22 protein-coding genes, 1 tRNA gene and 3 pseudogenes are annotated in these 26,934 nt (G+C 58.9%); 15 read left to right on the top strand and 11 right to left on the bottom strand.

What is annotated here, in order from left to right:
* The first annotated feature begins 314 nt into the window (after positions 1-314).
* The gene (locus I6J28_RS05755) at positions 315-1,985 is read left to right on the top strand and encodes an alkaline phosphatase D family protein (protein ID WP_204611330.1); all 1,671 of its coding nucleotides are present in this window, start codon (positions 315-317) and stop codon (positions 1,983-1,985) included.
* A gap of 147 nt (positions 1,986-2,132) precedes the next feature.
* Here I6J28_RS05755 and I6J28_RS05750 read toward each other — a convergent pair whose 3' ends face one another.
* Positions 2,133-3,221 carry an alkene reductase gene (locus tag I6J28_RS05750; protein ID WP_204611328.1) on the bottom strand — a complete coding sequence of 363 codons (1,089 nt, stop codon included), beginning with the start codon at positions 3,219-3,221 and terminating at the stop codon, positions 2,133-2,135.
* 131 nt (positions 3,222-3,352) lie between these two features.
* Between I6J28_RS05750 and I6J28_RS05745 the strand changes: the two genes are divergently transcribed.
* On the top strand, positions 3,353-3,958 hold the full coding sequence (locus tag I6J28_RS05745; protein WP_204611327.1) for a hypothetical protein: 606 nt from the start codon (positions 3,353-3,355) through the stop codon (positions 3,956-3,958).
* Here I6J28_RS05745 and I6J28_RS05740 read toward each other — a convergent pair.
* Positions 3,955-5,559 (bottom strand): mechanosensitive ion channel family protein, encoded by a 1,605-nt coding sequence (locus tag I6J28_RS05740; RefSeq protein WP_204611326.1) that lies wholly within the window; start codon positions 5,557-5,559, stop codon positions 3,955-3,957. The two genes, I6J28_RS05745 and I6J28_RS05740, sit on opposite strands and share 4 nt — an antisense overlap.
* Before the next feature lie 96 nt (positions 5,560-5,655).
* Positions 5,656-6,711: a trimeric intracellular cation channel family protein gene (locus tag I6J28_RS05735; protein WP_204611325.1), complete on the bottom strand. Its 1,056-nt coding sequence runs from the start codon at positions 6,709-6,711 to the stop codon at positions 5,656-5,658.
* 99 nt (positions 6,712-6,810) lie between these two features.
* On the opposite strand from I6J28_RS05735, the gene I6J28_RS05730 reads away from it, so the two are divergent.
* Entirely contained in the window at positions 6,811-7,131 is a 321-nt protein-coding gene (locus I6J28_RS05730; RefSeq protein WP_204611324.1) for a hypothetical protein, read from the top strand.
* Positions 7,132-7,340: 209 nt separating this feature from the next.
* On the opposite strand, the gene I6J28_RS05725 is transcribed toward I6J28_RS05730, so the two are convergent.
* Positions 7,341-7,414, bottom strand: a tRNA-Ile gene (locus I6J28_RS05725).
* 132 nt (positions 7,415-7,546) lie between these two features.
* On the opposite strand from I6J28_RS05725, the gene I6J28_RS05720 reads away from it, so the two are divergent.
* From I6J28_RS05720 to I6J28_RS05705, 4 genes are all read left to right on the top strand, one after another.
* Entirely contained in the window at positions 7,547-8,452 is a 906-nt protein-coding gene (locus I6J28_RS05720; protein WP_204611323.1) for a DUF5067 domain-containing protein, read from the top strand.
* Positions 8,453-8,837: 385 nt separating this feature from the next.
* Complete coding sequence (locus I6J28_RS05715) at positions 8,838-9,653, top strand: PTS sugar transporter subunit IIA (RefSeq protein WP_204611322.1); 816 nt, start codon at positions 8,838-8,840, stop codon at positions 9,651-9,653.
* 11 nt (positions 9,654-9,664) lie between these two features.
* Complete coding sequence (locus tag I6J28_RS05710) at positions 9,665-11,242, top strand: PTS ascorbate transporter subunit IIC (RefSeq protein ID WP_204611321.1); 1,578 nt, start codon at positions 9,665-9,667, stop codon at positions 11,240-11,242.
* 37 nt (positions 11,243-11,279) lie between these two features.
* The gene (locus I6J28_RS05705) at positions 11,280-11,891 is read left to right on the top strand and encodes a hypothetical protein (RefSeq protein WP_204611319.1); all 612 of its coding nucleotides are present in this window, start codon (positions 11,280-11,282) and stop codon (positions 11,889-11,891) included.
* Positions 11,892-11,920: 29 nt separating this feature from the next.
* On the opposite strand, the pseudogene I6J28_RS12005 reads toward I6J28_RS05705, so the two are convergent.
* The 3 genes and pseudogenes from I6J28_RS12005 to I6J28_RS11900 form a co-directional block, all read right to left on the bottom strand.
* Positions 11,921-12,109 (bottom strand): annotated as a pseudogene (locus I6J28_RS12005) (hypothetical protein); the annotation flags it as partial.
* A gap of 187 nt (positions 12,110-12,296) precedes the next feature.
* The gene (locus I6J28_RS05695; protein ID WP_204611317.1) at positions 12,297-12,866 is read right to left on the bottom strand and encodes a Panacea domain-containing protein; all 570 of its coding nucleotides are present in this window, start codon (positions 12,864-12,866) and stop codon (positions 12,297-12,299) included.
* Positions 12,867-13,031: 165 nt separating this feature from the next.
* Positions 13,032-13,262 (bottom strand): hypothetical protein, encoded by a 231-nt coding sequence (locus I6J28_RS11900; protein ID WP_275431224.1) that lies wholly within the window; start codon positions 13,260-13,262, stop codon positions 13,032-13,034.
* Positions 13,263-13,482: 220 nt separating this feature from the next.
* On the opposite strand from I6J28_RS11900, the gene I6J28_RS05685 reads away from it, so the two are divergent.
* Complete coding sequence (locus I6J28_RS05685) at positions 13,483-13,902, top strand: organic hydroperoxide resistance protein (RefSeq protein ID WP_204611315.1); 420 nt, start codon at positions 13,483-13,485, stop codon at positions 13,900-13,902.
* Between the two features lie 554 nt (positions 13,903-14,456).
* Here I6J28_RS05685 and I6J28_RS12000 read toward each other — a convergent pair.
* Positions 14,457-14,973 (bottom strand): annotated as a pseudogene (locus I6J28_RS12000) (sugar phosphate nucleotidyltransferase); the annotation flags it as partial.
* 179 nt (positions 14,974-15,152) lie between these two features.
* Here I6J28_RS12000 and I6J28_RS05675 point away from each other — a divergent pair.
* The 7 genes from I6J28_RS05675 to I6J28_RS05645 all read left to right on the top strand — a co-directional run bounded on the left by I6J28_RS05675 (position 15,153) and on the right by I6J28_RS05645 (position 23,595).
* Complete coding sequence (locus I6J28_RS05675; RefSeq protein ID WP_204611313.1) at positions 15,153-16,625, top strand: DUF3375 domain-containing protein; 1,473 nt, start codon at positions 15,153-15,155, stop codon at positions 16,623-16,625.
* Positions 16,622-17,272, top strand: a complete 651-nt coding sequence (locus tag I6J28_RS05670; RefSeq protein WP_204611311.1) for a DUF4194 domain-containing protein — start codon at positions 16,622-16,624, stop codon at positions 17,270-17,272. Before I6J28_RS05675 ends, I6J28_RS05670 begins: the two co-directional genes overlap by 4 nt.
* Positions 17,265-20,633 (top strand): ATP-binding protein, encoded by a 3,369-nt coding sequence (locus I6J28_RS05665; protein ID WP_204611310.1) that lies wholly within the window; start codon positions 17,265-17,267, stop codon positions 20,631-20,633. The genes I6J28_RS05670 and I6J28_RS05665 overlap by 8 nt, the downstream gene beginning before the upstream one ends.
* On the top strand, positions 20,620-21,762 hold the full coding sequence (locus I6J28_RS05660) for a DUF3322 domain-containing protein (RefSeq protein ID WP_204611308.1): 1,143 nt from the start codon (positions 20,620-20,622) through the stop codon (positions 21,760-21,762). Before I6J28_RS05665 ends, I6J28_RS05660 begins: the two co-directional genes overlap by 14 nt.
* 106 nt (positions 21,763-21,868) lie before the next feature.
* Entirely contained in the window at positions 21,869-22,201 is a 333-nt protein-coding gene (locus tag I6J28_RS05655) for a helix-turn-helix domain-containing protein (RefSeq protein WP_204611306.1), read from the top strand.
* Positions 22,194-22,997, top strand: coding sequence for an ImmA/IrrE family metallo-endopeptidase (locus tag I6J28_RS05650; RefSeq protein ID WP_204611305.1), 804 nt, complete (start codon positions 22,194-22,196; stop codon positions 22,995-22,997). Before I6J28_RS05655 ends, I6J28_RS05650 begins: the two co-directional genes overlap by 8 nt.
* Before the next feature lie 7 nt (positions 22,998-23,004).
* Positions 23,005-23,595, top strand: a complete 591-nt coding sequence (locus I6J28_RS05645) for a hypothetical protein (RefSeq protein ID WP_204611304.1) — start codon at positions 23,005-23,007, stop codon at positions 23,593-23,595.
* 1,278 nt (positions 23,596-24,873) lie between these two features.
* Here the strand turns inward: I6J28_RS05645 and I6J28_RS11745 are convergent.
* The 3 genes and pseudogenes from I6J28_RS11745 to I6J28_RS05635 form a co-directional block, all read right to left on the bottom strand.
* Positions 24,874-25,049: pseudogene (locus tag I6J28_RS11745) on the bottom strand (UTP--glucose-1-phosphate uridylyltransferase); the annotation flags it as partial.
* Positions 25,050-25,085: 36 nt separating this feature from the next.
* Positions 25,086-26,429, bottom strand: coding sequence for an IS256 family transposase (locus tag I6J28_RS05640; RefSeq protein ID WP_204608743.1), 1,344 nt, complete (start codon positions 26,427-26,429; stop codon positions 25,086-25,088).
* Between the two features lie 45 nt (positions 26,430-26,474).
* Positions 26,475-26,663: a hypothetical protein gene (locus I6J28_RS05635; RefSeq protein ID WP_204611303.1), complete on the bottom strand. Its 189-nt coding sequence runs from the start codon at positions 26,661-26,663 to the stop codon at positions 26,475-26,477.
* Positions 26,664-26,934: the final 271 nt, after the last annotated feature.

Below are 26,934 nucleotides of genomic sequence, written 5' to 3'. Positions count from 1 at the left end.
GGCGCGCCTTTTTGAACCGGTCACTCCTTTGGCCTACTGGGCCCCGCACACCTTAGGTCGAAGGTGATCGGGCCGATCTGAGCGAATGGACCCCTCAATTCAGCCCTAAAGGCCTCAAATCAGCCCGATCAGACTGGACCTAAGCCACAGAAGCCGGCGAAAGCCCCTCGAAACCGCCAAACCGCCCAACCGCCAGACGCGTCAGGACCCCAGGAGGCCGCCCAAGTAAACCACCGGTTAAAACAACAAGAACATTTTATGGAATCGGGCAGGAAACGGTTGCACACCCATTAGACATGAGAAAACTTTCAACCATGTCTAATAATTCTAAGAACACGGGCAGCGCAGTTAACCGCCGCCGCTTCCTGCAATCCACCGGTACCGCCGGTGCCGCCATCGCTCTGTCCGGTGCAGCCGCCAACGCCCAAAGCAGCCTCTCGCCGCGCGTGGAGCAGCACATGGTGGAGCCGAAGCTGGGCGAGCGGCCCTTCCTCCACGGTGTGGCCTCGGGTGACCCGATTCCGGACTCGGTCATCCTGTGGACCCGCGTGACCCCGGATGCCGATGCCATGCCGGGATCCGGCCTGGGCGAGGCCACCCGGGTGGAGTGGGAAATTGCCAAGGATGAGGGGTTCGGGGACGTCGTCAAGCAGGGCGAAGTGACCACCGACGCCAGCCAGGACCACACCGTGCACGTGGACCCGCATGGCTTGGAGCCGGAGACCGTGTACTTCTTCCGTTTTAAGGCGCAGGATAAGTACTCGCCCGTCGGCCGTACTAAGACCGCCCCGGCGCTGAGCGCCTCCCCGGAAGAGCTCACCTTCGGCGTGGCCAGCTGCGCAAACTGGGAGTCCGGCTTCTTCAACGCCTATGGCGATATTGCCCAGCGCGGCCGCGCGGACCAGCTGGATTACATGATCTTCTTGGGTGACTATATCTACGAGTACCCGCAGCGCGAATACGCCGGCTATGGCCCGGTGCGCCTGCACCACCCGGCGCACGAGATTATCTCGCTGGAGGATTACCGCATCCGCCTCGGCCGCTACCGCACCGATGAGAACCTGCAGGCCGCACACGCCGCGCTGCCGTGGGTCGTGGTGTGGGATGACCACGAGGTAGCCAACGATAACTGGCGCGAGGGCGCCGAGAACCACACCGAAGGACAGGAAGGAACCTTCCTGGACCGTCGCAAGGCCGCGATGCAGGCCTACTTTGAGTGGATGCCGGTGCGCGCGACCAACCCATCCGAGCAGGGCCACCTCTACCGCAGCCTGACCTTCGGTGACCTGGTGGAGCTGACCATGATGGATCTGCGCACCTACCGCGATGAGCAGGTGCGCTTTGGCCCGCGCAAGATGGCCGCCGAAGGCCGCACGATGCTCGGCTCTGAGCAGTACAACTGGCTACTCAATAAGATTGAAACCTCTTCTGCCAAGTGGAATATGCTGGGCAATTCCGTCATGTTCTCCCCCATGAACCTGGCTACCCTGCAACAAGATGACAAGACCAAGCCGGTCTCTTCCTCGCTGTCTTCCAATATCACCGGCATTCCGGTTAACGGCGACCAGTGGGATGGTTACTCGGCGGAGCGCCGCTTGCTTATCGACGCCCTCTCTAAGCACGACTCCCACACCCTCTTTGTCACCGGCGATATCCACTCCGAGTGGGCGCACAATATCAGCAAGGATGGCCGCATTTTCGGCGCCGAGATGGTCTGCGCCTCCGTGTCTGCGCCGAACGTGAACGAGCAGCTGAAGCTGCCGGAGGGCAATGAGCTTTCCAAGTTGGCCGAGCGCTACTTGATGGGCGCCAACCCGCACACCCGCCACGTGGATCTGGACCACCACGGCTACAGCTATGTCACCGTGCGCCCGGATTCGGCGGAAATGCACTGGTTGCGCGTGGATAACCTGCTCACCGCCAAGTCCCCGGTGCGCGAGGCCGTGACCATGACCTGGCGCCCGGGTGAGGGCTACACCACGTAGTTGTAAGTTCTGTCACATGACAGGTACTCGATGTTAACGAACGAGTAGTGCACCTTCGATAGGCACAGTGAAAGACCCTCTCTGGGGAATTTCACTACCTATCACTCGCCCGCCTTTCGGGCCCCCTTTGGTGCCGCGGATTCTTCCCTAGTCCGCGGCATACTCATAGTCGATGTAGCCGCGCTCGCCGCCCAGGTAGAACGTATCCTGGTCCGGCTCGTTAAGCTCGAGGCCTTCGCGCCAGCGGCGCACCAGGTCCGGGTTGGCGATGAGCTGGCGGCCCACCACTGCGGCGTCCACGTAGTCCAGCTCGATTTCGCGCTGGGCATCCTCCTTGGAGGTAATCGTGGGGAAACCATCATTCATGAGCACCTTGGTCACGCCGTTTGCGCGTGCCTTCTGTGCCAGCGTGGCGATGAGCTTGCCGTCCGGTTCGCCATGCGGCAAGGACACATAAGCCAGGTTCAGCGGCGCCAGGGCGTCGAGAAGCCCGCGGTAGGTGGCAAGCGTGTCTTCCTGATCGTCTTCGATGACACCCTGCACGTTGTGTGCCGGGGAGAAACGCACGCCAACGCGGTCGGCACCGATCTCCTCCACCACGGCGCGGATGACCATCTCTGGCAGGCGCCAGCGATTTTCCGGGCTGCCGCCGAATTCATCCTCGCGCTTATTGGCAGACGGCGCCATGAACTCGTGCAGCAGGTAGCCATTGGCGCCGTGGATCTCCACGCCGTCGACACCAGCATCAATAGCCCGGCGCGCGCCCTGGCGGAATTCATCCACGATGCGCGGCAGCTCTTCCGTCTTCAGCTCGCGCGGCACCGGCGCATCCATCTTGCCAGCGAAGCCACGCACGGTTCCGCCCCAGTCAAAGGCGCTCGGCGCCTCCGGGTTCGCACCGTCAATCAGGTCCGGGTGGCTCGTGCGGCCGCCGTGCATGATCTGCATGAACAGGGTGCCGCCTTCCTCGTGCACGCGGTCTGCGACGGCGCGCCAGCCTTCTGCCTGCTCGTCGGTCGCAATGCCTGCCTGGCCCGGGAATGCGCGGTTGGTCCACGCCGGGAAGGTTCCCTCCGTAACCACCAGACCAGCCGTGGCACGCTGCGAGTAGTACTTCTGGTGCAGCTCGGTAGGTACACCGCTTTCGCCTGCACGCTGGCGGGTCAGTGCCGCCATGGTGACGCGGTTATCTAGCTTGAATCGGCCAAGTTCCAGTGGTTCGAAAAGTGAAGTCATGCCCAGTGCAACGCGCAGCCGAAGCGCACTATTTCATCTCCGCCAATACAGATCATTTATGCACGTTAGAAGCACCGCGAAAATGTTAAAGTCTTCCCCGTACACTTCGCCGACCCCCTCTGATATTTCCCATGCTCAAACGCGCCTCTGCCTTCATTCTCGCCGCCTTGTCCATTACCGGCCTTAGCGCCTGCGGCTCCAATGATGAACAAGCTTCTAATGATGCGGAACCAATATTTAGCCAGCAGCAAGAATCCGACGCGCCCACTACGGTCACCAAGACCGTTGACAATGACGAAAGCGCAGGCAATCAAGATGATGAGGAAAGCGCGCCCGAAGCCGGGAACGGCGCACACTCACCCGCACCAGAGAAGGGGAATCACAACATCAACGCTGGACAAATAGGTGGCAAGTGCGGCTACACCAACCAGGGCGATAGCATCCATGCGGGTGAGCACACCTCGTGCGAGTTCACCGGTGCGATTTTTGATGAAGCCATCACCCACACGTTTACCTATACGCACCGCAATAAGATGGTCAATGGCTCCTATAACACCCGCATTTCTGCGGTAAGCCCGCAGACCAAACAGACTTATAATCTGTTCTGCGCCATCGGCTCAGACGTACGCGCATTCTATTGCCAAAAGGATAACGACACCGGCGTTTATGCCAGCTTCACCTCGCCTAATAATGAGCGCTGGACAGACCGGCTTACTGTAGAAGGCCACCCCTACTAGCGCGGCTCTGCCGGGATCTCTATGCCCGTGCTGCCGGCCGTTCCGGAAGCTTGGGTACCGTCACCGGCATCGCTGCGTACATTCGGTGCCTTGCCAGAACCATTATCAGAGTCGGTCCCTGCGTTGTCTGCGCCGGTGGCAGCGCTCGGGGCTGGTGAGGCATTGCCGGTAGCGTCTGTTCCCCGCCCGGCGTCGGAAGGAGCATCCGCCACCCCAGCACCTTCAGTGCCCTGCGGGTTGGTGGCCGCAGAAGGAGCCGCGCCTTCCTCGCTTGGCTCGCTCTGTGTGCCGGTTTCGGTGGTTTCTTCGGTAGGTGCGGTAGAGCTGGGGGCTTCGGCAGGCTGCGAGGAGGAGGTTTCCTTGCCACTATTGCGCCAATGCTCGGGCGAGAGCCAGCCAGCGTCGGCACCGTCCGGGTTGCTCGAAGCCAGGGTCAAAGCACCGACGACGAACAAGACGAGGATAAGCCCCGTGGTGGAGCCGCGCACTCGGCCGCCAAAGGTGGCGATCTTTTGGAACCTGGTATTGGTCTCTAAAGAACGCCAGATTCCCTGGGTAGGTTCAGGTTCTTGGTCGTCATCAGACAGGGCGGGCCTTCCGGGGCCATCGCTTTCTCGGCCGGCTTCCTCTTCCGGTTTTTCGGCCGGGCGAGGCTCCACGTTGGTTTCCGGGTGGGAATCCTTGCCGGCTGTGGAAGCATCCTTGACGGATTCTTGAGCCGCGGTATTTCCTTGCGGTGGGGTCAACGGGCGCTGAATTTCGTCCAAGTCAGCCACGTTGTAGTGATCCCAGAATTCCGCGAGCAGCGCCGAACGGATGGCACGCTCCACCGCCCATTGGCGGGCGGGGTTAACGGTGACCAGCACGCGGTAGGTCACGTGCCACGATTGGCCGGCGGCCTGCGGGGCAACCAACTGGGTGGCTGGCAGCACCTCCAGCTCGCCATTGACGTCTACGGCGATGGATGGCTCGCGAATTGCCTGCTCGGAGATGGTGCGCACCCGGCGCGTGATCTCCGGTAAGGTCTCGCCCTCTTGCACGGGCACGTCGAAGTTGACCACAGCGCGCGACCATTCTTGGGAATAGTTTGTTACCGCGCCGGCCGAGCTATTGGGCACGGTGACCAGCTCGCCGGTAGGCGTGCGCACCTTGGTGGTGCGCAGGGTCAGCATCACCACGGTGCCTTCTACGCCGGTCACACCATCAAAGCTGACGTAATCGCCTACGCCGAATTGCTTTTCCGAAAGGATGAAAAAGCCAGAAAGAAAGTCCGCGATGATGGATTGGGCACCAAAGCCTACGGCGGCCGAGACTATCGTCGCCGGCACTGCCGCGCCTACTGCAGGCACGCCGAGATTGGTCAGCGCGGCCCAAATGATAAGGAAGTACGCGATGGCCTGCACGATGTAGACCAGCGCGCCGGTCAGCGCCAGGCGCGCCTTGGTGGATTCTTCATCTTCATCGAGGCGGCGCTCTATGATGCGGATTGCCAGCCTGCCAACGCGCGGTATCAAAATACCGATCAGCAGCAGCGCAATAAGCGGCAAGCCGTGGTCAACGAAAAGGCCCCACAGCTCGTAGAAGTAATACTTCAGGTTCATGCCTCTACCGTAGGCCGCAGAGCTGAAAACTGGATGCCAGTTCACTGCCAGCCACCAGGCAAGATCCCAAAGGCCCTTGCACGGATTGCCCGGCGTCTAATCGCGGGAGTTATAGCGCTTCATGAGCCGATCGATGAGCTCATCAGTAAGCTTGTCATCTTCCAAGATGGTATCGAGCAGGCGCTGCGATTCTTCGTTAGAGGCCTGTTCCTCCGCTTCGTAGGAGTCACCGGTGAGGTCCACGCCGAAGTCCGTATCATCGCCTTCTGCTACCACTGCGCTGAGCTGATCCACATCAGACTCGAAAGACTCCATAAACTCGCTGGCCTCCGCAGCGGCCTCCTTACGGCGCTTGCCGGAGCGCACTTCCTTTTCAATGCGGCGTTGCAGCGCGGCCTCCATCTGGCGGTGGCGCCAAGAACGTAGGCGGTGCGGTTCTAGGCGGCGGCCCACTGCACGGCTTTTATTTTCGGCTTTCTTGGCCAACACTTTAACCTGAGCAGCAGTGTGATTAATCGGCGCCCAATCCTGGTAGGCCGGCACACGCCACCCAGCCCAAATGCCCAACAGCGCCAAGAAGATAGAGACCAACGGCCCAATAATCATGCCCACCGCCATCATGTCGAAGTGGTGGCCCACCAAGACGATGACAGCGCAAGCAACAGCCGGGATAACCGTCGGCTGGTTATCACCAAAGACGCTCGGCTCGCGCCCCATCACGATGTCACGAATCATCGATCCACCCGTGGCCGTAAACACGCCCATCATGATGCATGGGATCAATGGCAGGCCGTAGGTAATGGCCTTCACCGCGCCGGTGGCGGCCCAGAGGCCGGAAACGACGGCGTCGCCATGCGCCTGCAGATAATCCCAGGTCTTGCCCTTGAAATAGACAAAGCGGGCAATCAACGCACCGGTAAAAGCCAAGTACAGGTACTCGGGCTGGCTCATGGCCGCCACCGTGCCGCGGTTGATGAGCACGTCACGCACCATGCCACCACCTAAGGAGGAGAACATCGCAATGAAGAAAAAGCCGATGATATCGTAACCGCGCTTGCGCGCCATGGTGCCGCCGATGATTCCCATCAGCAGCACGCCGCTGATATCGGACCAGCGGTAGAGAGATTCAATGAGCGGATCCACTTCAACCATATGGTTATTAGACTTCACCGCCCGCCCATGCGCAATTAGCACACCCAAATGCGCAGCTCGGCTATACTAAATGTTTTTGTCTCCCTATCTCTACGCATTATGAAAAAGTATCTCCCCTTGCTCTACATTGCTGTGCTTAGCGCTTGTTCCTCCCAGCCCGAGGCAGACGAGCCTAGCTTTGCCGACCCTGCCGCGCACAGCAGCGAGGATGAGCAAGCCTCGCTTGCCGACGCCCCAGAAAGCGACCCCGATCCCGACCTTGCCCAACAAATCGGCGGCGACTGCGGCGTCCGCGACTACGCGCTTATCACCGCCCAGGATGACACCAACTGCGCCTTTGCCATGGAAATTTATAAGCGTGCAATGAAGGCGACCTACCAGTTAGAGGCCCCCGATCCCTCCGTTACCCCAGCGCGGTAAAGCGATATTACCGCGAAGGACCCAGTTTCTGGCGACAAGCACGTTCTGCATTGCATCATCTCCACTAACCACAAGAATCTCTCCTGCCCTGCAGACGATTCCGCGATTGGTGCTCGGCTCGAAATCACCGTCCAGCTGGGTTTTGCAGACCGCGTGCACACCAAAGATTAAAGGCGCCGGCACTGCTTGCCGACGCCTCCCTTTAACCGTGGGGCCAGCGGGGCTCGAACCCGCGACCAACGGATTATGAGTCCGTAGCTCTAACCGACTGAGCTATAGCCCCACGCAGATTTCCCGCCCACTAGGGCGATTCTCTGCCCTCAAAAGATTAGTCAAAGAGTGGCCAAAGACCAATTTGCCCCCTTCGCTATTGAGTATTTGTACGCTTCCTACCCCCTGAGGGTAGAAGTTAATTATGCGCAAACTACTCTCTTCTCTCATCCTCGTCTCTGCACTCACGCTTACTTCCTGCTCAGATAGCAGCAGCGACAAACCAAAGGAAGACGGCTCCAACAATTCCACGTCCAATGCACAGGCCGATGCGAAGTCCGCCATTGGAACGTGGAAGCAAGAGGACAGCGCTTCTGAAGATGGCTGGATGGAAGCCAGCATCACCGATGACGTCATCACCATCGAATGGGTCATGGACAACGGCGAAAATCGCATGATCTACTGGATCGGCACCTTTGACGCTCAAGCCGCTGCCTCCGGTGAAACCGTTTCCTCAAACCGCGATACCGTTGCCACCGCCTCTGAGTGGATGACCGCTTCGTCCGATAAGAAAGACTTCTCTATCGAAGACGACACCTTAACTTTCAAGGTCGCGATTGAAGATAAGGAATTCACCACACATATGAAGAAGGTGAAGGATGATCCGACAACCGTTAATGAGCTAAAGAGCACAGATTTTAGCCAATCCTTTAAAGACGGAGTTCTGGATGTTCCAGCCGCCAAGTTCGAAATTACCGATCACCGTGTTGTTAAACCTGGTGAGCCCGGCAACGAAATAGGTGAAAAGCCACTTCTCGTCTTTAACTATGACGTAACGAATAAGACGGATGAAACCCTAACTACCACCGACTTTGTCGTGTACTTCACCGCCATCCAAGACAATGATCCGAATAAGGTAAACGAGCTCGACCTCGGTTCCTATTTTGATCCTGAAACTTCCGATACTCAGCTGGAGCAGATTAAAAAGGGAGGCACTGTTGCCGGCACAATAGCCTACGAGCTCGATGATTTAACTACACCTGTGGAGCTTGTCGCGACTAAGTCCTTCAGCCAAGACGAAATCGGCCGCCAAACTTTCGAGCTCGATTAACTGCCCGTATACAACGCACGTAAATCTCCCGTTCTAGCCAATGCAGGAAGCGAAGCCAGCTCCCTCCCGTATTCAACGGGAGGGGCCTGTTCTAGTGCGCAAAGCAGCACTTTAGCTGTGTTTCTCCTCGCACCAGCGAGGATTTCTCTTTTCCACTCCCTTAGCACGGGTCCGTTTTCAGGTCCGACCTTTCCGAGAACACACGGCCTCCCCCTTGCATTGCGACCACGCTCAAGGCCTATAGAACCAATTCGGCCGTCTCTAAAGCAGCTCCAACCGCTACCAGTGCAAACGTTACCCCTGCTTTTACCTCCGGTTTCTCCGCAGCATAAAATCATGAGTGACATTCACCTTGATGTCACTATTTCTGTGATGGGAGATACATATGGCGACATTAGATTCCTTCTTAGCGCCCGGTGCGGTGGAGCTGCACGGCACCGCCAAGGACTGGCGAGAAGCTATCCGCCTTGCGGGATCACTACTGAAAGAAGCCGGCACGATAACCGCGGACTACACGGAAGCAATGGTGCGCTCCGTGGAAGAAACGGGCCCATATATCGTGGTGGCCCCAGGCTTCGCCTTTGCGCACGCGCGCCCTTCGGAGGCGGTAAAAGAAACCTCACTGTCGTGGGTACGCTTGGGTAAGCCGGTGGAATTCGGGCACGAAACCAATGACCCTGTAGACCTCGTCGTAGCGTTTGCCGCACGGAGTGACTCCGAGCATCTGCAAGCGATGAAGCAGCTAGCAAAGCTGCTAGCTACCAAGCGCGATGAGCTTGATCGCGCGGAATCCGAAGAGGAGCTCCGCGCAATCCTCACAGCATCAACTTCGAATAAGAAGCGCGCAACTTCCGTAGCACCGACGGAGCCAAAGGCTCAACCAACGAAGCAAACGGCCACCGATTCTGTTTCCTCCAAAGGAAAGATCCTCACGGTCTGCGGCAACGGCCTAGGAACGTCGCTATTCCTCAAGAACACGCTCGAGCAGGTTCTCGATGAATGGGGCTGGGGCCCGTACCTGAACGTGGAAGCCACGGACACCATCTCCGCCAAGGGTCGTGCGAGCGAGGCGGATTTCCTGCTCACCTCCGGCGAGATTGCGGCAACGCTTGGCGATGTCGGCGTTCCCGTCTATGTCATCCAAGACTTCACCTCTATGTCTGAAATCGATGGGGCTCTGCGCGAGCTCTATGACATCTAAGGAGCATCCTCATGGATTTTCTTCTTGCTATAGCAAACTTCCTTGTCAATGAGATTCTCTCCGTGCCGGCATTCCTCATCGGTATCATCACTGCGGTCGGCTTGGCCGCGATGGGGCGCGGCACCGGCAAAACCATTGGCGGCGCCATCAAGGCCACGCTTGGCTTCTTGCTCATCGGTGCCGGCGCCGGTCTCGTCACCGATTCGCTCGAGCCGCTCGGCGCCATGATTACGGGCGCTACCGGCGCGCAAGGCGTGGTTCCGACCAATGAGGCCATCGTCGGCATTGCCCAAGACCAGTTCGGCAGCCAGGTCGCCTGGATTATGATCCTCGGCTTTGTGGTCTCCCTGCTCCTCGCCCGCTTCACGCCCATGAGTTACGTGTTCCTCACCGGCCACCACGTCCTCTTCATGGCCACGCTTCTCACCATGGTGCTTGCCCCAGCCGGCTATTCCTCTTGGATTGTCATCGCCTTCGGCGCTGCCCTACTCGGCATCCTCATGGTCTCGCTCCCGGCTATCGCCCACCCATTTACCCGCCGCATTACCGGCGATGACTCCGTTGCCATCGGGCATTTCGGCACGGCCGGGTACTTGGCTGCCGGTGGTGTGGGCAAGCTGGTGGGCGGCAAAGGCAAAAAGATGTCGCCCTCCACTGAGGACTTGAAGCTGCCAGAAGGCCTGCGCTTCCTGCGCGATTCTATGGTGGCAACCGCGCTCTCCATGGCGCTGATGTACGTGGTGCTCGCCGTGCTATTCATTGCCCGCGCCGGTTCGGAGGAAGCCTTTACCGCCTTCCCTGATGGCGCCACCAACGTGGGCAATTTCTTGATGCAGTCCGTTACACAAGGCCTCCAGTTCGGCGTAGCCGTGGCCGTTATCCTCTTTGGCGTGCGCACCATTTTGGGCGAGCTCGTGCCTGCGTTCCAGGGCATCGCGGCCAAGGTCGTGCCCGGCGCGATTCCCGCACTGGATGCGCCCATCGTCTTCCCTTATGCCCAGAATGCAGTCCTCATCGGCTTCATCTCTTCCTTCGTGGGCGGGCTGGTGGGCCTCGCCGTGCTGTCCACCTGGCTCAACCCGGCCTTCGGCGTTGCCCTGATTCTGCCGGGCCTCGTGCCGCACTTCTTTACCGGCGGCGCGGCCGGCGTTTACGGCAATGCCACCGGTGGACGCCGCGGCGCGGCACTCGGCGCCTTTGTCAATGGCCTCATTATTACCTTCCTGCCGGCGTTCCTCCTCAGCGTCCTGGGTTCCTTCGGCTCCGCGAATACCACCTTCGGCGATGCTGACTTTGGCTGGCTCGGCCTGCTGCTGGGCTGGTCCATCCACGCCGATGGCGCTCTGGGGCTTTTCTTCATTGCCCTTATTGCGCTGGCTATTTTGGCTCTGGGCTGGGTATGCCAGCGCACGCTTGTCGACGCCCACTGGGACCCCACTCCCCACCGTCCTTCCCCCACCAGCAACGAGGATGCCGCCGCAACCAGCGGTGCAACCGGCGCGGCCACTTCGTCCGGCACGGCCACGAAATATCCGAAAGTGCTACCGCCTGAAGGCGCGCCAACTCCGCCTTCCCGCATAGACCACTAGCTGCGCGCCACGACCCGAAGGGCGCTACAGTATCCCTATGCAGCGCCCTTCCACATTTCCCGTAGCGCCCCTCCTTCTCGCCGCCGGCCTCACCGTGAGCGCCTGCGGCACCGGCTCCGATTCCGATAACAACTCCGCGCCGGAAAACGAGCCAGCCTTCTCCACCGCACAGGACAATAGCTCTGCCGCGGGCGAAGCCGAAGCAGAATCCAGCCCGGAGAAGGACACGAAGCAACCCCGCACCGAGACGGTCACTAAACAGACCGAACCGGATCAGCCCGCTCCGCCAGCCGGCGGCAACCACAACATCAATGTGGGCCAGATTGGCGGCTACTGCGGCACATCCTCGTCTGGCGATTCCATCGACGCCGGCGATGCAACCTCCTGCGAATTCGCCGCCGCGGTCTTTGACGCCGCGATGCAGGCTAGCTACACCATGCGTTCGAAAGATCCCACAGTAACGGCGGTATACCACGCAGATATCACCGCCAGCAGCCCAGTGACCAAACAGTCCTATAACCTGGATTGCCGCATGGGCAGCGATCAGCGGGTGCTCACCTGCGAAAAGCCCGGCGATAAAACGGTGCGCGTCTCTTTTGAAACCGCGGACCGAAGCGTGTGGACCAAGCGCGTGGCCACTACCAACTAACCGCTACTCCAGGAACTAACCAGACCGAACTAGAACAACCGTTCAGCAAACCATTCTGCAATGAAGCCTTCCTTCTTATCGCGCGCAGCGGCCACGGTTTCAACGAGCTCCACAATCTCTTCATCGGCGATTGGCCCCAGCCCAAAGCCTTCGATTTCTAAATAGGTGGAGGCACATACCCAGGCGATTCGCTTATTGCCGTCGACGAATGCATGCGCTTTGCCAGATAGTGCAACAACGCTGCAGCCCTATCCAGTGCAGATGGGTGCAAGTACTCTCCGCCGAAGGTCTGTAAAGGGGTGGCCAATGCTGACTCAAGTTTCGAGCGGTCGAGGAGGTTGCCATCCCGACCGATGAGTTGACGGTTCAGTCGAACTACGTCTTCCACCGGAAGACAATACTCATTCATCGGGTTGCAAGGATCTCAAGAGCGCCCTTCCAGCGTTCTGCTGAAGCTTGCAAGCGCTGCTGCAGATCGGCACCGGAAAGATTCTGCACAGAAAGCATAGGCCGCGTCGGCCCTTCAGCACCACGAGCTTCCTGCAAGGCATAGTATTTTTTCATTTCCAGCTGCGAAATCGGCTCGTTAGCATTCGCCTCGGGGCCCATCTGACCACGAGCGACGATCCATGGACGTTCCGAGTGCGTAAGTTCAATCAATTCATCGGATGTCTTATCACCATAAAAGGCAATCACGGCATCGATGATCTTTTCGGCTTCGTCCCCTATAGCCTCTACATCAGCTCCCGGTAACACCGTAGAGGTTTTCTCGGAGCGTTGAAATTTATTCTCGCGATAGAGGTTGGGTTCAACCGGACCGTCTTTCCACGCCTGAAACTCATTCGAGACAAGAGGTCGCCCGTACCAGCCCAGGCTCCATGCTTGGCAGTAATACGTAAGCTTCTCCAGCTTCCAAGCATCAACCCACCCCAGTTTGTTGTAGATAACCTGCGCGACGTCTACTGCTGTAGCCATGGCCCCTCCTCTCCTAGTGCGAAACAATTTTTACGTGTATAAAGCCAAAATTCTTAAGCCAGTATAGCCTTCCTCATCTGCTATATGAAGGCCACGGCAGCTCCACGTCCACAGGCACGCCGGCGAGGGTGTCCAGTGTTTTCTTGAACTCGGCAAGGTCGATGCCTACCTCCTTATAGCCTCTGCCATGGCTTCGGGGATGCATTCGGCACGGGTGCGGAGGAAGGCACCGTCGGCAGTCAGGGCAGCGAGGGTGCAGCGGTCATCGTCAGGGTCGCACCAGTGCTCCACATAGGCCTGCTTTTCCAGGCGCTTGAGCAGCGGCGTGAGCGTGCCGCTATCTTGACCCAGGCGGGAGCGATGAATTTCAACGGCACCGGTCAATCCGCTTCCCACAGCACCAGTATGACCAAGTACTGCGGATAGGTGATCCCGAGCTCTGCCAACAGCGGGCGGTAGGGACGCGCTGCTGCACAGCACCCTGCCAACGCTCCAAGCCTGCCCTTACTCCAACGCCACCCGCGGCAATATCGAGGTCACCATGACCGTCGTCGAAGATTAGCGTTCTTGCGTACAATCGGCGGACGTACAAAGACCCAATAGAAAAGGAGTCATCATGGACGCCGTATACACCACCGAAGCACTCTCCACCGGAGCAGGCCGCGACGGCCGCGCTGTAGTCAAGGATTCCGATCTGGACTTCACCATGACCGCCCCGAAGGAGATGGGCGGCAGCGGTGAGGGCGCTAACCCGGAGCAGCTCTTCGCTGCCGGTTACGCCGCCTGCTACCACTCCGCACTCAAGGCAGTGTCCAAGGACAAGGGCGTAGATGCGGAGAATTCCTCCGTCGGCGCTCGCGTTAACCTGGGCAAGAACGACGAGGGCTTCTACCTCGGCGTGGACCTCGAGGTCACCATCCCAGGCGTTGAGGATGACAAGGCACAAGAGCTTGCCGACGCCGCCCACCAGATGTGCCCTTACTCCAAGGCCACCCGCGGCAACATCGAGGTCAACGTCGGTGTTGCACAGGACTAATTTCTAGTCCTCTCCCCGCCCACGCCGCGCCATCAGGCGCGCCGCGTGGGTATTTTTATGCTTTGCGCAACCTCTTTTGTCGGCGCCCAGAAGACCACTCGGCGCACCAGCAAGGCTCAAACCCTATTTTTTTAAAAACGCAGGTTTTTATCAATTGGCCCGCCAGCTGGAGCGCCTATTTTATAAAATCGTCGATTTTTAACAATTAGGGTTCCCCTCGGGCTTCCCTTAACTGCGCTAATTGATCGAAATGGACCTCGCTAAGAAAAGTGCCAGACGAGGTCAGGCGAGCTGAACTTCTTATCCCCCTCACCACGCTCCAATTAGTGTGAACCATCAAAGTGAAGTTATCTTGCGGCGATGACAGGGTGTATTAGGACGAGCTTTCCGCTTAACTTTCTAATACTCTAGATAGCTCCACATTCTCGTAGTAAGCAGAATGTGATTTAACTGTTTCGCTCACGTCGTGGTTGACCGCAAACGAGGCGTCGGGCCTGGCCCCCGGAAATTGGACAGGTCGGGGATCAGGCCCTTGAACCCCCTAACCGCCTTGCCTACCCCACCTTACCCCGATACTTCTCCAGCAGGACCTCCAACTCAGCGAAGAGAGCTGGGCCGTACTTCGAGTGGTGGAGCCCGCGCTCTACGCTCGGGGAAAGAAGCCGGCGGGATTGCTGAGGTCATGGCGCATGCCATCATGCACCACGACGCGAACGGGGTGTCCCTCGGAAATGAGGAGAGCGATGGCGCCGGTAAGCTGCAGCTCCCCGCCCTTGCCGGGTTCGATGCGGCAAGGGGAGCGAAAATCGCGCAATCCAAAAGATAGCGCCCCGTGGCCACCAAATTCGACGCCGCATACTCAACCCCCGGCTTTTCCACCATGCCCACAACCTTCTTCACCCGATCATCGTCGGTAGCCTCAATATCGAATACGCCATAGCTGGACACGTGTGCGGGATCGACTTTCACTGCCAGCAAAACAGAACCGCCCTGCTCTTGGCGCACCCGAATCATCTCACCCATGACGGCGGTGGGCTCAATAACGTCATCAAGAAACATGACCGAAAAATTAGTCTTCATCTACATCCGAAACGGATTCCTTAGAAAAGGCCTGAAACCTACGCGGCCCCAGGCGTCAATGTTGCGGTAACCAGCTCGTCGTACTCACAACCTAAACGCAACACCCCTCCTTGAGTTAATACTGTTCTCACTTTCCTGCGCATGTCCATCACACCTGTCAGAATCGAATCATGTCTGTTGAAGCTCGCGCGCTGTCACTCCGGCGTTTGATGCATGATTCTGCCGCGATCCGGCTTCTTGCTGCGGATAATGCGCCGGTGATCCTGGCTGTCATTGCGGAGTACTTTCCGCGCGGTACTCGTGCGCGTCCGGCGGCGGAAGTCTATGAACTCATGGTCACTGATTTCGAAGTCATCGCCAGCGAGTTTCCCATGCCCCGCACGCCACAAAGCTATTGCAATGATTGGGTCAAGGCCGGTTGGTTGGTGCGCAAATCCGGGAGAAGCTCACGGGGTGAAACACTCGAGCCCAGCGAGGAAGCATTATCTGCACTGGAAGCTATCGAGCGCTGGGAAGCACCAGTGACCACGGTAACAGCCTCCCGTGTGGAATCGATAAGCTCGGCCTTGCAGAGGTTGGCGCGGGATACTAATGAGGACATCGCCAGCCGCGTGGCCAGCTTGGAAGCAGAACGCGCGCGGATTGACCGCGAGATCGAGAAAGCACAGCTGGGCCAGTTTGAAAGACTTACCGCTGCGGAGACGGAGGAACGAGTCCAGGACGTTCTCAATATGGCTATGGCAGTACCGAGCGATTTCGCTCGAGTGCGCCACGAGCTCGAGGCCCTCAACCACCAGCTTCGCCGGCAGCTCTTGGATCCGGAGGGATACCGCGGTGACGTGCTGGAGGAGATCTTCAACGGCGTGGACCACATCGCGGAATCAGACGCTGGCCGCAGTTTCCAGAGCTTTTATTCCCTCCTTATGGATAGGGAGCGCAGCGCCTGGCTAGACCAGTGGATTGAGCAGGTACTCGATAGCGATACCGGTCGAGACATAGCACCGGTTAGGCGTAGGCAGCTGCGCAGCCTCTTTCGCGATATGGAAGAAACCAGCTTTGAGGTAAACCAGACCATGACGGGGTTGGCGCGCAGCCTGCGACACTACGTATCCTCGGAACAATTCGCGGAGGATCGCCGCATGATTGAGCTACTGCGAGAAGCCCGCGGAATGGCCATTGATGCCGCGCAAACTAGTGAACTCAAGGCCTTCCACCGGATGGACACACCCTTGCAGCGCATCGGCATGTCTATTCACTCCGTCTCCCGCATCCGCTTGGCCAACCCTGGGCGCGAGGTGGTGGAGGAAGCGCCCGTAGCCTTCCAACCAGGCGAAGAAGATGCACAAGCCCTGTATGAGCTGGTGCGCGAGTCCGAGATCGACTTTGAGGAGCTGCACGAAGCGATTCGGCAGACAGTGAGCGATTCCGGCCCCTGCACCATCGCCCAGGTCCTGCAGGCCCATCCCCCAACACAAGGCCTGGCCAGCGTGGTGGGATTAGTCCACATCGCTGACCAACATCCGCTGCCTGCTGTGAGAGAGTCTTATGAGAAAGTCACGTGGACTGAGGAGGATGGCACCATACGTGCCGCGCAGATTCCTACTATGTATTTCGATCACACAACTATTGAGGAGCTTCAGTGACCGCCGCTCACAGTCCCCGCGTTGATTCCGCACACGAGCCCCCGCTGTGGGAACACGATCAAGGAACGCTGACCTACCACTCGCGCCGCGCCTTGGTGCAGCTGCTTCAAGGGCCACTTATTCGCGCGCAAAACGAGCCGGTGTTGTGGGCAGCGATTATCTCCGATGAACAGAACCTGCGTGCCCGGCTGCACGAGGTGTTCCTCGAGCTCGTCATCGATGAGACCGAGGGTTTTGCTTTTACCCGCATGGTAGAGAAAGACAGTTTGAGCATCCCGCAGGTGCTGCGCACGGACAAGCTCAAGCACATCGATACCGCCATCTTATTGAACCTGCGCCAGGAGCTGGGGCTGGCGCTGCCGGGTGAGCGCGTCATCGTGGACGTGGAGGATCTCCGGGAAAGCATCGGCTATGTCCGCGCGGTGGATAACCGCGACGAGGCCGGGTTCACTAAGCGCTTCAACGCGGCCATTAAGCGCATACAGAATGACTATTCGCTGCTCAGCGCCACGGAGACCGAAGGCCGGCTGGAGGTCTCCCCGGTGCTGCGCCAGCTTTTCGATGCCTCAACGGTCACCGCCATCCGGGATGAATACGCCCGCTTGGCCCGGACGGAGGACACTGAGGAGGACTCTACCGATGACTAAGCACACAACCCTTTACCCAGGCCAGTTCCGCATCAGCCGCATCCAGCTCATCAACTGGGGAACCTTCCACGGCTACTTTTCCATTCCGGTAGCGCGCAAAGGTTTCCTCATCACCGGTGGCTCGGGGTCAGGTAAATCCACGCTGCTGGATGCCATGTCGGCCGTCCTCGTTCCGCAGAACCACGTGAAATTCAACGCGGCCTCGCAGCAAGACCTCGGTCGGCACAACGGCCGCAATTTGGTCTCCTACGTGCGTGGTGCGTGGCGGCAGCAGGAGAATACTCAGACCGGTGAGATTACCCCAGAGTACCTGCGTGAGGGTGCCACAAACTCGGTGGTGGCGCTGACCTATGACAATGGCCAGGGCAAACAGCACACCCTCCTCGCCATTTTCCGCCTCAACGGCGGTGAGAACTCCGTCGGCCAGATCAAGAAGTTGTATGGGCTGGTGCCGGGCGATGAGGACGTCGATAAGCTCAGCCCCTTGCTCACCCGCAGCCTGGATACTCGCAAGATAAAGGCCTTGTATAAGGGGCCCGGTGCATCCTTCACTCCAACCTATGCCACGTTTGCGGACCGCTTTCGCAAACGTCTGGGTATTAAGAATGTGGAGGGCCAGCTTCTATTGCACCGCACACAGTCCGCGAAGTCACTATCCAGCCTGGACCAGCTCTTTAGGGACTACATGCTGGATGTGCCGAATACCTTTACCAGGGCGGATGAAGCTGTGGAACAGTTTGAGGACTTGCGCCAAGCCTACCTGCGGGTCGAGGACGTGAAGGCCCAAATTGATACGCTAGCTCCCCTGCCCCAGTTCCACTCTCAACGGTCAAGCGCCGAGGCAGAGAAAGAGAAGGCAGAGGCCATGAGCGAGGCGCTGCCGGCGGTACGCGCACGCCTAGTGGCAGAGGAACTGGACTACCGCATCCGTGCGCTCACAGCACAGCTGGAGGAGGCCCAGTCCCAGTCGGAGACCCTCAACGCTGAGGTCGCGCACCTGGATGATGCCGAACGCCGCGCCGCGGTAGCCGTTACCCAGCTCAGTGCAGGCGAGCTCGATGCTTTAAGTGCCAAGATGGAGACTGCAGATAGGGAGATTGAGCACCGCACGAAGGAATTCCAGCGTCTGAGCACGGCGGCTGGCGCGTGGACTAAAGATTACGAGTTTAGCCCCCACGGCTTTGCTGAGCTGCAGGCCAACGCAAGACTGCGCATCGCGGATTTTGAAACTGACTCCGCCGACCTCACCAACCAGCAGCAGGAAGCCGGCGTGGGCGCCCGCGATGCGGCCACCGCCTGCGCGACACTCGAGAGCGAACTGCGCTCCTTTAGCTCGCGGCGCACCAACATCGACAAGACTCTGGTAGAACTGCGCGCGCAGCTAGCTCGGGATACCGGCTATACCGAATCCGAGCTCCCCTTCGCTGGTGAACTCATCGATATCAGCCCGCAGCAGGCGGACTGGGAGCCGGTGATTCAAAAACTCCTCCACGGTTTTGCCGCCACCCTGCTCGTGCCCGAAGCTGCCCGCGACACCATCAACCGATGGGTCAATTCCCGCAACGTGGGCACCCGCCTGGAGTACCGCACCATCCCGGAGTTCGCCCCCGTTCCGGCCTCCGCGCGCAGCCCGCGGCAACTCATCCACAAGCTGGAATTCCCAGACCACGCCATGGCGAATTGGGTACGCCAGCATATTTCGCGCCGCTTTAACTACGAGTGCGTGGACTCGGTTGCGGAGCTGAATAAGGTCACCACCGCCCCGGCGGTAACGCGCGACGGCCTGGAAAGCCGCCCCAAGGATAAGGACGGCTCCACCCGCTTCATCAAAGATGACCGCAAGCGTTTTACCGGCACCGCCTGGTACCGCGTGGGCTCCACCAACACCGCCAAGATTGAGCTGCTTCGCGCCCAGCTCACGGAGGCCAAGGCCACCGCTCGTGCCACGGCCAAGCAGGTCCAAGACCTGAACCGGAAGATGGACATCTTGCGCTCCCAGCGCGATAAGGCCCAGCAGGTGCTGGAAACCTCCTTCCAGGACATCGACACCGCCTCCGCTAAGGCCCGCCGGAAGGACCTGCAGGAGCAGTATGACTCGCTGGCCTCCTCCCCGGAGGCCCAAGCCTTAGCTGCAGCCCACGAGCAGGCCAAGCAGAAGCTTACGGCTGCACGCGACCGGCTTAACGCCGCCCAAAAGCACCTGGGCAACATCGAAGGCGAGCTTGAGCGCTCCACTGCGCGCCGCCGCGCCATCGGCACCGTACCGGAAATCCATGACCGGGACATCGCGAAAGCTGTCGAAGAAGCCCTACACAAAGGCAAGCGCAAGCTCACCATTGATGACATCGATGCCCGGCGCGATGAGGTGCAAGCTAGCCTCCAGAACACCGCCCGCACTGCTACGCGGCGCATCGAAGACGCCAACGCGAAGATCGTCTCCGTCCTCCACACCTACCTGGCCCAGTGGCCGGCGGAAGCCGCGGATATTGAGCCGCAGGCGAGCTACGCGGGCGAGGGCATCGAAAAGCTCAAGTTCCTGCGCGCTGACCGCCTGGCGGATTTCCGCGCCCGCTTCCTCGAGCTGCTCAACGGCGCAACTGTGCGTAACCTCTCCCACCTCACCACGGACCTGCGGCGCGCCCGCAGCGATATTGAAATGCGCATGGAGTTTATCAACAAGTCGCTTGAGCGCTCGCCCTTCAATGGGGAGCGCACGCTGCGCATCGACGTCAAAGATGCCCGCGGCCAAGTAGTCCACGATTTCCAGCGGGATCTCGACGCCGCTACCTCCCACAGCTTGGGCGAAATCAGCGCCGATGATGCAGAGGCCGCCCTCGCGCGCTACCACGCGTTGGACAAGATCTTAAGCCGCTTGGGTTCCAGCCAACCGGAGGATATCCGCTGGCGCAACGTGGTGCTAGACACCCGCCGGCACGTCAGCTTCATCGGCCGCGAGTGCTACCCCGATGGCACCACGGCCAATACCTACCAGGATTCCGCTTCGCTGTCTGGCGGCCAGGCGCAAAAGCTCGTTTTCTTCTGCCTGGCGGCGGCACTGCGCTTCCGTCTGGCGGAGCCCGACCAAGACGTGCCTACCTATGGCTCCATCATCCTGGATGAGGCTTTTGACCGCGCCGATCCCACGTTTACGCGCACGGCCATGTCTGTCTTCACGTCCTTTGGCTTCCACATGATTCTGGCCACGCCTTTCAAGCTCATCCAGACACTCTCGCCCTACGTGGATGGCACGATTGTGGTCAAGTACGACGAGCCCACTATCAATGGCCGCCCGCAGGCCCGCACGGGCTATTCGCTTATCGACGCCTCCACCTACCAGGATCCCGACCATGCGCAGCCCTAAAGATCTGCAGTACCACACCGCAAAATACCTGCACAACCACTTCGCCGAAGCGCTCGCCGAACCGGATTCGCTGCACTTGGCGTGGCCACTGCACCCACCGACAGCCACTGCCGCCGCCCGCGATATCGGCACCACCCAAGACTTCATCCGCGCCTGGCAGCGCTGGCCGCACCAGGATGAGCTCGTCTACGCGTCCCGCAATTGGTCGCGCGCGGGCCTCGGCACGAATAACGTCCCTACCCGCATCACCATCAACGGCGCCGAACGCATCGCCGCTGCTGCCGGTCTCACCGCCGAGTACGCCCGCGCCCGTAAGCGTGCGCACAGCATCGCTGCCATCTTTCCCGACTCCCCCGACTTCGCCCACACCGTCCGCCGGTCTTATACCCAGTGGAAGGACTTAAGCACCTACGATCTACGCTGCCTCGCACCGTGCCTGACCTGGCTGCGCGCCAACCCCAACTCCGGCGAATGGGAGCGCGCCGTCCCGGTGGAGGGCGTGGACGGCAAGTGGATTGGTGCCCACCGCCGCCTGCTCCTTTCGCTCCTCGCGCCGTTTGGCATCACGGACTTGGGCCTGCGTCGCAGCGATACCCGCCTGCGCCTGCGCTACCTCAACCACGCCCCTGCGCTCAGCGATATCGAAATCCCCCTCGCCCAGGCAGCCAACCTTTTCACGGACAGCCCTCCCCGCGTCCTCATCGTGGAGAACAAACAGACCTTTCTGGCCTTGCCCACGCTTTCCGACGCCACCCCTCCCACCATCGCCCTCCTCGGCTCCGGCACCGCCGCCCACCAACTTCACGCACTGGACTGGCTCAACCACACCGACATCACTTACTGGGGCGATCTCGATGCTGCCGGCTTTGCCATCCTCAACGCCGTGCGCGCCCACTTCCCCCACACCACATCCCTGCTCATGGACACCGCCACCGTCACCACATTCCAGCACCTCGCCGTCCCCGACCCCGGCGACGGCTCCGCCACACTCACCCACCTCACCACCGAGGAGGACCGCGCCTACCGCCAACTCTTCACCGCCGGCAGGCTGCGCATTGAGCAGGAGCGGATTCCGTTTTCTCATGCGAGTGCGGCGATTGTGGAGATTTACGGACGAACTCAGCTTTAGCGAACCCCCGCATAGCAAGCCCCTCTCCCAGGCACCCCGAGATCCTGAATCACATTGACTAAATCTTGATTCACGCGTTTAATCGAACCTAACGAGGAGTGCAAACATGAACATACCTACTGATTTTGGAGAGCGCGTTCGTACGCAGCGCCAGCTGCGCGATCTTAACCAGCGAGATCTTGCTGCCATGACCGATGGCATTCTGTCCCAGCCGACTCTTGCCCGCCTGGAGACGGGCACAGCCACGCCAACTCTTCACCACATCATGGCCCTCGCATGGGCTTTGGGCATCGATGCCGCCGAGCTTGTGGATGCCACCCCGCTCTCCCAGCGCGTACGCGTTGCCGCCCGCGGGGACGGCGTTGGCGTGGATACTGCGGCACAGCAGCTGTTGCCTTTCCTTCAACTGCGTGTGAATTTGGACGGCCTCAATGCCTAAATCGAAAAGCCCATCACAGCAAGGCATTGACCTAGCTGCCCGCTTTCGAGAAGACCACCTGCTAGGTACCGAACCGATTGATGACATCAATGGCCTCATGAAGCTGGTCGAGGCGGACTTCATTATCCTCGAATTGCCGAGCGGCTTGGATGCCTTAACTCTTCGCGATCCCACCTCGAGTGCATTAACAGTGGGGATAGGAACGAGCAGTAATCCGTATCGCCAACGGTTCACCGTGGCACACGAAATTGGCCACATCATGGCCGGTGACATCACAGAAGACGGAGCTGCCCTGCTCTGCGATCCAACTCATCCTTCCGAAACGCGCGCGAACACTTTCGCACGGTGCGTGCTCTGCCCTGTGGAGGCACTCCGTACTCTGTCCCAGACTTCGTCCCAGGAGGAGCTCTTATCGGACGTCGTTCAGCGCTTCCAGGTCTCCCCCACTGTGGCAGCAATCCAACTCTGCCAGGCCGGGCTCATTTCGGAGGAGACAAAGGAGGAACTCAGAAGCTACTCCACTAAGCAGCTCGCCTCTCAATTTGGTTGGAAAGCCAACTACGATCACGCTGCCAGGATTTCAAAGTTGCCTCGTGCCTCTGAAAGGCTCGTTGCTGATGCTTACAAGGCCTACGACCAGGGACTCGTGGCTCTTTCTTCGGTTGCCTTCGCTGAACAAGTCAACATCGAGGAAGTACTCGATTCAACAGGTGGTTCGCAACGCCCATCCCAGGACGAGCACACAGATCGCAACAATATCGAAGCTGACCTAGCAGACTTCTTCGCTGAAGAATAGGTGCGGCATGACTAGAAAATTTATCTTCGCCGATACCAGCGTGCTCCTCAATTTCATCTGCGCCGGCGAACAGGATCTCCTTCTCAAGTTCGTGGGCGATGAACAGCTTCACGTACCGCAAGCTGTTAAGGACGAAGTAGAAAGAAAGCTAGAAATTCCGAGGTTCCAAAGCGGCTCTAAAACCTGGATTTCCCTGGTCACACACGGTCACATAAAGGTCCTCGCGGATGATTATGACCGCCTATGGAAGCACATCCATCTGTTCTCTGGCCCTGGTTACACAATTCAAGGCGGGATGGCGAAGAACCTTGGCGAGTACACCGCTATCGCACATTGTCTTGCGCTCCTCGAGGACCATCCCAACGCAATGACTGCAATCATCATCGACGACGAAGAAGCGAAACAGCTCATACGGAAGCGACAGGCGGCAACAGTCTTTACCACCGAAGCAGTGCTCCTCCGCTGCGTGCACCTTCACGCCCTCACGAACCGCGGTGAGTCACGACGGGTGTGGGAGAAACTCTCGAAGTTCGACAGTCTCCTCCCCTTCGAAGAAACTGTGCTCAACGATCGCACTCACTATCACCGCTTTAATTAGTCCTCGCCTCATGCTTTGTCATCGCTGGGTTCCACGACATCTAAAACTATCTTCAGTTGCTTTGCTAATGGGCTAAACGAACTCCAGCGTGGTAGCGAAGATTTTCTGACGAAACTCAGCCCCCAGAAAAGCTGCCAGCCCTACTCTCCCCTCCTCCTAGCTTCTCTACGCTCACGCCTTCGAGCACGTTTCGCTTTGCGAATGTCGACGACCCAACGCGGAACAAAAGGCCACGGAAGTGGAACTCCGAAACCACCCGTCATCCCGACAGCTCCGATACAGACAGCTGTCAAGAACACAACCCGCAGCACTGAGTCGACCAACTCAGGAGGGTTAATGCTTTCGACCAACCCTAGGACACCGCCAGCACCCAGCATTAGCGAGCAGTAAGGATAATAGAAGAGGACGCCATCACTAGCTGCACCTTCCCAGGCGCTTTCGTCGTACCACTGTTCCGATCGGGGATTCCGCCGCACCTCCAGGATGTAGTAGGTCCACACGAGCACCATGACAAGCACCAACCCGATGTAAAAGAGCAAATCGGAAGTATCCGCGTCCATAGAATATGGCCTCCTGTGGCTGCTGGTGGCGGTATGGAATAAGACGCTACCAGCGCCCGCTGAGTAAGGCATGAGACTAAACAAAATACGTACGCAGAAAGCACACCGGCCACGGAGAAACTTATAGGCCCAAACATTTGTCGCGCCTGTAGTCCTGCGCCCTTAAGGCCTTTAGCGTGCGCGACTTCCGCAGCATCCGCGCCGCGCAGACGCCCCCGCCTTCGTTCTGCTCACCATCGAGTTCTCTGCCATAGCCTCGCTTGCCGACGCCCCTTTCCACCCCGCCCACAACAACCCAGTACCTTTGAGCCGCAGTCCGCGCCCCGATCGCCCGCGCAGTGGTGCACGATGTAGCCTGGCTGCCGCACGTCGCTTAGCACAGCCTCCCGCATAACCCCCTTCATCAGCACCGGCGGACCGCACCTCCATGAGGCTGCCGCCCTGCGCCCGGAGAGATTCTGGTCCGTAGAGAAGACCAACGCCGGCGAATCGAAACTCCGCAGCCGCAGCCAAGCATTGGCCGCACTGCGGGAGCTCGTTAGAGCCGGGGCATAAAAGGAGCGGGCGCTTAACGACGCCTCCCCCAACCCCTCTATCCCAATCCTTAAACCAAGATTGCCCACATTTCCGCGTCTTCACTCGAGCCCCTAATGGAGTCCCATCCTCGCTACTTCATGGGCAAGGTTTAGGTCGCGGCCAGCGCTGCCTTCTCCGACGTCTAGTTTCGCTCCAGCCGGTAGTTTTCCATAATCACTTCCAAGTCATGGAACAATGCCGGTCCGTACTTCGGGTGACGGAGACCGAATTCGACGCTGCCGGGAATGAAGCCGGGGGGGGATTGCCAAGATCGTGGCGGATACCATCATGTACCACGACGTGGCCGGGGTGACCCTCGGGAGCGTGTCAAGTTGTTTGTGTGTGGGGCTGGGTTTATAGGTATTTGTCGAAGCGGTCGGGGTAGGCCACGGCCATTTGGTTGATGGCTTGTTTCCAGCCGGATACTCGGGCTCCTTCCATGAGTCTGCCGGCTGTTCTTGAGACTCGTTTACCTTGCTTTGCTCTCTTGGCGGCTCGCTTGTCTTCAATATTGCAGATCATCAACCACAGCGTCTTTAGGGCTGATTCATCGTTGGTGAACTGCACCCTGTTGCGAGTAGCTTTACGCAGCTCATTGTTAAAAGATTCAATGGAGTTCGTCGTATAGATCACCTTCCTAGCTGCTGGTGGGAACTGCAGAAACGGGACAAACCGCGCCCACGCGTCCTGCCAGACCTTGACTGAGCGGGGATACTTCTCACCCAGCTCGGAAGCCTCGAATTCGGCTAAAGCAGCCCTAGCTGTGGACTCGTCTGTGGCGGTGTAGACCTTCTTCAACGCGGCTGATACAGCCCGGCGATCCCCGTAGGCTACCCACCGGTTCGCGGCACGTATCAGGTGCACGATACAGGTTTGCACCATAGAGTTCGGCCAGGTTGCCTCGACTGCTTCTGGTAGGCCTTTCAGCCCGTCACAGCAGACGATAAAGACGTCTTTGACACCACGGTTAGAAAGATTGGCGCATACCTGCGCCCAAAATGAAGCGCCTTCTTCTTTGGCAATCCACAATCCTAAAATGTGTTTGATGCCGTCAAGGTCCACACCGATTGCCATGTACGCACTCTTGTTGACTACCCGGCCGCCATCGCGGACTTTAATGCGCAGCGCGTCCAGGAAAATGACCGGGTAGAACTCATCTAGCTGGCGGTTTTGCCAGACCATAACCTCATCCAAGACGGCGTCAGTAACCGCTGAAATCGTCTCATGGGAGATATCAACCCGCATCGCCGTTGCCATGTGGTGCTGGATATCCCTGATTGTCATCCCACCGGCGTACAAGCTGACAATCATGTCATCGACATCAGTTAAACGTCTCGAGCCTTTAGGGACCATAGTTGGGATAAACGTCCCAGTCCTGTCTCTGGGGATATCCACGGTGACCGGCCCGTAGTTAGAATCCACGGTCTTTGTGTACGACCCGTTGCGGTGATTGTCTGTCCCAGCTGCAGCTTTGCCGCTCCTATCACCAGACTCGTAGCCGAGGTGGGCATCCATCTCGGCATTCAAACCCCTAGTAATCGAGGCTTGCAGCATGCCGCGAACCAGGTCATTGGCATCCGTTGTGGACGTGCCTAGGTCGTCAATCAGTTTCGCGATTTCAGGGTTAGCAAGAAGCTTCTTTTCAATCGCATCAATCTTGGCCTTATCGGCCGGATCTCGTCTCGCCACAGTAGTCATTCTGGCTTATCTCCTTATGCGGGATCGGTTCCCACACACAAACCATCAGACACTCTCACCCTCGGAGATAAGGAGAGCGATGACGTCGGTAGCCTCAACATCAAAGACGCTATAATTCGACACCTGCGACGGCTCCACATCTACCGCCAACAACGCCGAACCACCGTGCTCTTGGCGCACCCGAATCATCTCACCCATGGCGTCGGTGGGCTCAATGACCCAATCGGGAAACACGACCGTGAAATAGTGCCCATCGGCGTCTAAGATTTCGTCCGCATCCCCTTCTATTCCTTAGCCCCGTACCCATGTCACGCAAGGCCTCGTTTTACATCACGGTGCGCCATTAAAGCCCCATCGAAAGGAGAATTAGGCTCTCCAACATCTGAAATACTCAAACCCGTTGTCTACCACGACTACTGCTCTAGCGGCCCTAATCTACGGATCCATCTCCGTGCTGCTGTACATCACCAAACCAGAGTTTGACCCCAAACGCCTCATACCATCT

This window comes from Corynebacterium tuberculostearicum (assembly GCF_016894265.1).
Lineage (GTDB): Bacteria > Actinomycetota > Actinomycetes > Mycobacteriales > Mycobacteriaceae > Corynebacterium > Corynebacterium tuberculostearicum_D.
This window is presented reverse-complemented; position numbering and strand designations above follow the sequence as displayed.

What these genes read in the sequence shown, in the direction of transcription:
- I6J28_RS05755 (WP_204611330.1), top strand. Translation starts at nt 315, where the DNA reads ATGTCTAATAATTCTAAGAACACGGGCAGCGCAGTTAACCGCCGCCGC.
- I6J28_RS05750 (WP_204611328.1), bottom strand. Translation starts at nt 3,221, where the DNA reads ATGACTTCACTTTTCGAACCACTGGAACTTGGCCGATTCAAGCTAGAT.
- I6J28_RS05745 (WP_204611327.1), top strand. Translation starts at nt 3,353, where the DNA reads ATGCTCAAACGCGCCTCTGCCTTCATTCTCGCCGCCTTGTCCATTACC.
- I6J28_RS05740 (WP_204611326.1), bottom strand. Translation starts at nt 5,559, where the DNA reads ATGAACCTGAAGTATTACTTCTACGAGCTGTGGGGCCTTTTCGTTGAC.
- I6J28_RS05735 (WP_204611325.1), bottom strand. Translation starts at nt 6,711, where the DNA reads ATGGTTGAAGTGGATCCGCTCATTGAATCTCTCTACCGCTGGTCCGAT.
- I6J28_RS05730 (WP_204611324.1), top strand. Translation starts at nt 6,811, where the DNA reads ATGAAAAAGTATCTCCCCTTGCTCTACATTGCTGTGCTTAGCGCTTGT.
- I6J28_RS05720 (WP_204611323.1), top strand. Translation starts at nt 7,547, where the DNA reads ATGCGCAAACTACTCTCTTCTCTCATCCTCGTCTCTGCACTCACGCTT.
- I6J28_RS05715 (WP_204611322.1), top strand. Translation starts at nt 8,838, where the DNA reads ATGGCGACATTAGATTCCTTCTTAGCGCCCGGTGCGGTGGAGCTGCAC.
- I6J28_RS05710 (WP_204611321.1), top strand. Translation starts at nt 9,665, where the DNA reads ATGGATTTTCTTCTTGCTATAGCAAACTTCCTTGTCAATGAGATTCTC.
- I6J28_RS05705 (WP_204611319.1), top strand. Translation starts at nt 11,280, where the DNA reads ATGCAGCGCCCTTCCACATTTCCCGTAGCGCCCCTCCTTCTCGCCGCC.
- I6J28_RS05695 (WP_204611317.1), bottom strand. Translation starts at nt 12,866, where the DNA reads ATGGCTACAGCAGTAGACGTCGCGCAGGTTATCTACAACAAACTGGGG.
- I6J28_RS05685 (WP_204611315.1), top strand. Translation starts at nt 13,483, where the DNA reads ATGGACGCCGTATACACCACCGAAGCACTCTCCACCGGAGCAGGCCGC.
- I6J28_RS05675 (WP_204611313.1), top strand. Translation starts at nt 15,153, where the DNA reads ATGTCTGTTGAAGCTCGCGCGCTGTCACTCCGGCGTTTGATGCATGAT.
- I6J28_RS05665 (WP_204611310.1), top strand. Translation starts at nt 17,265, where the DNA reads ATGACTAAGCACACAACCCTTTACCCAGGCCAGTTCCGCATCAGCCGC.
- I6J28_RS05660 (WP_204611308.1), top strand. Translation starts at nt 20,620, where the DNA reads ATGCGCAGCCCTAAAGATCTGCAGTACCACACCGCAAAATACCTGCAC.
- I6J28_RS05655 (WP_204611306.1), top strand. Translation starts at nt 21,869, where the DNA reads ATGAACATACCTACTGATTTTGGAGAGCGCGTTCGTACGCAGCGCCAG.
- I6J28_RS05650 (WP_204611305.1), top strand. Translation starts at nt 22,194, where the DNA reads ATGCCTAAATCGAAAAGCCCATCACAGCAAGGCATTGACCTAGCTGCC.
- I6J28_RS05645 (WP_204611304.1), top strand. Translation starts at nt 23,005, where the DNA reads ATGACTAGAAAATTTATCTTCGCCGATACCAGCGTGCTCCTCAATTTC.
- I6J28_RS05640 (WP_204608743.1), bottom strand. Translation starts at nt 26,429, where the DNA reads ATGACTACTGTGGCGAGACGAGATCCGGCCGATAAGGCCAAGATTGAT.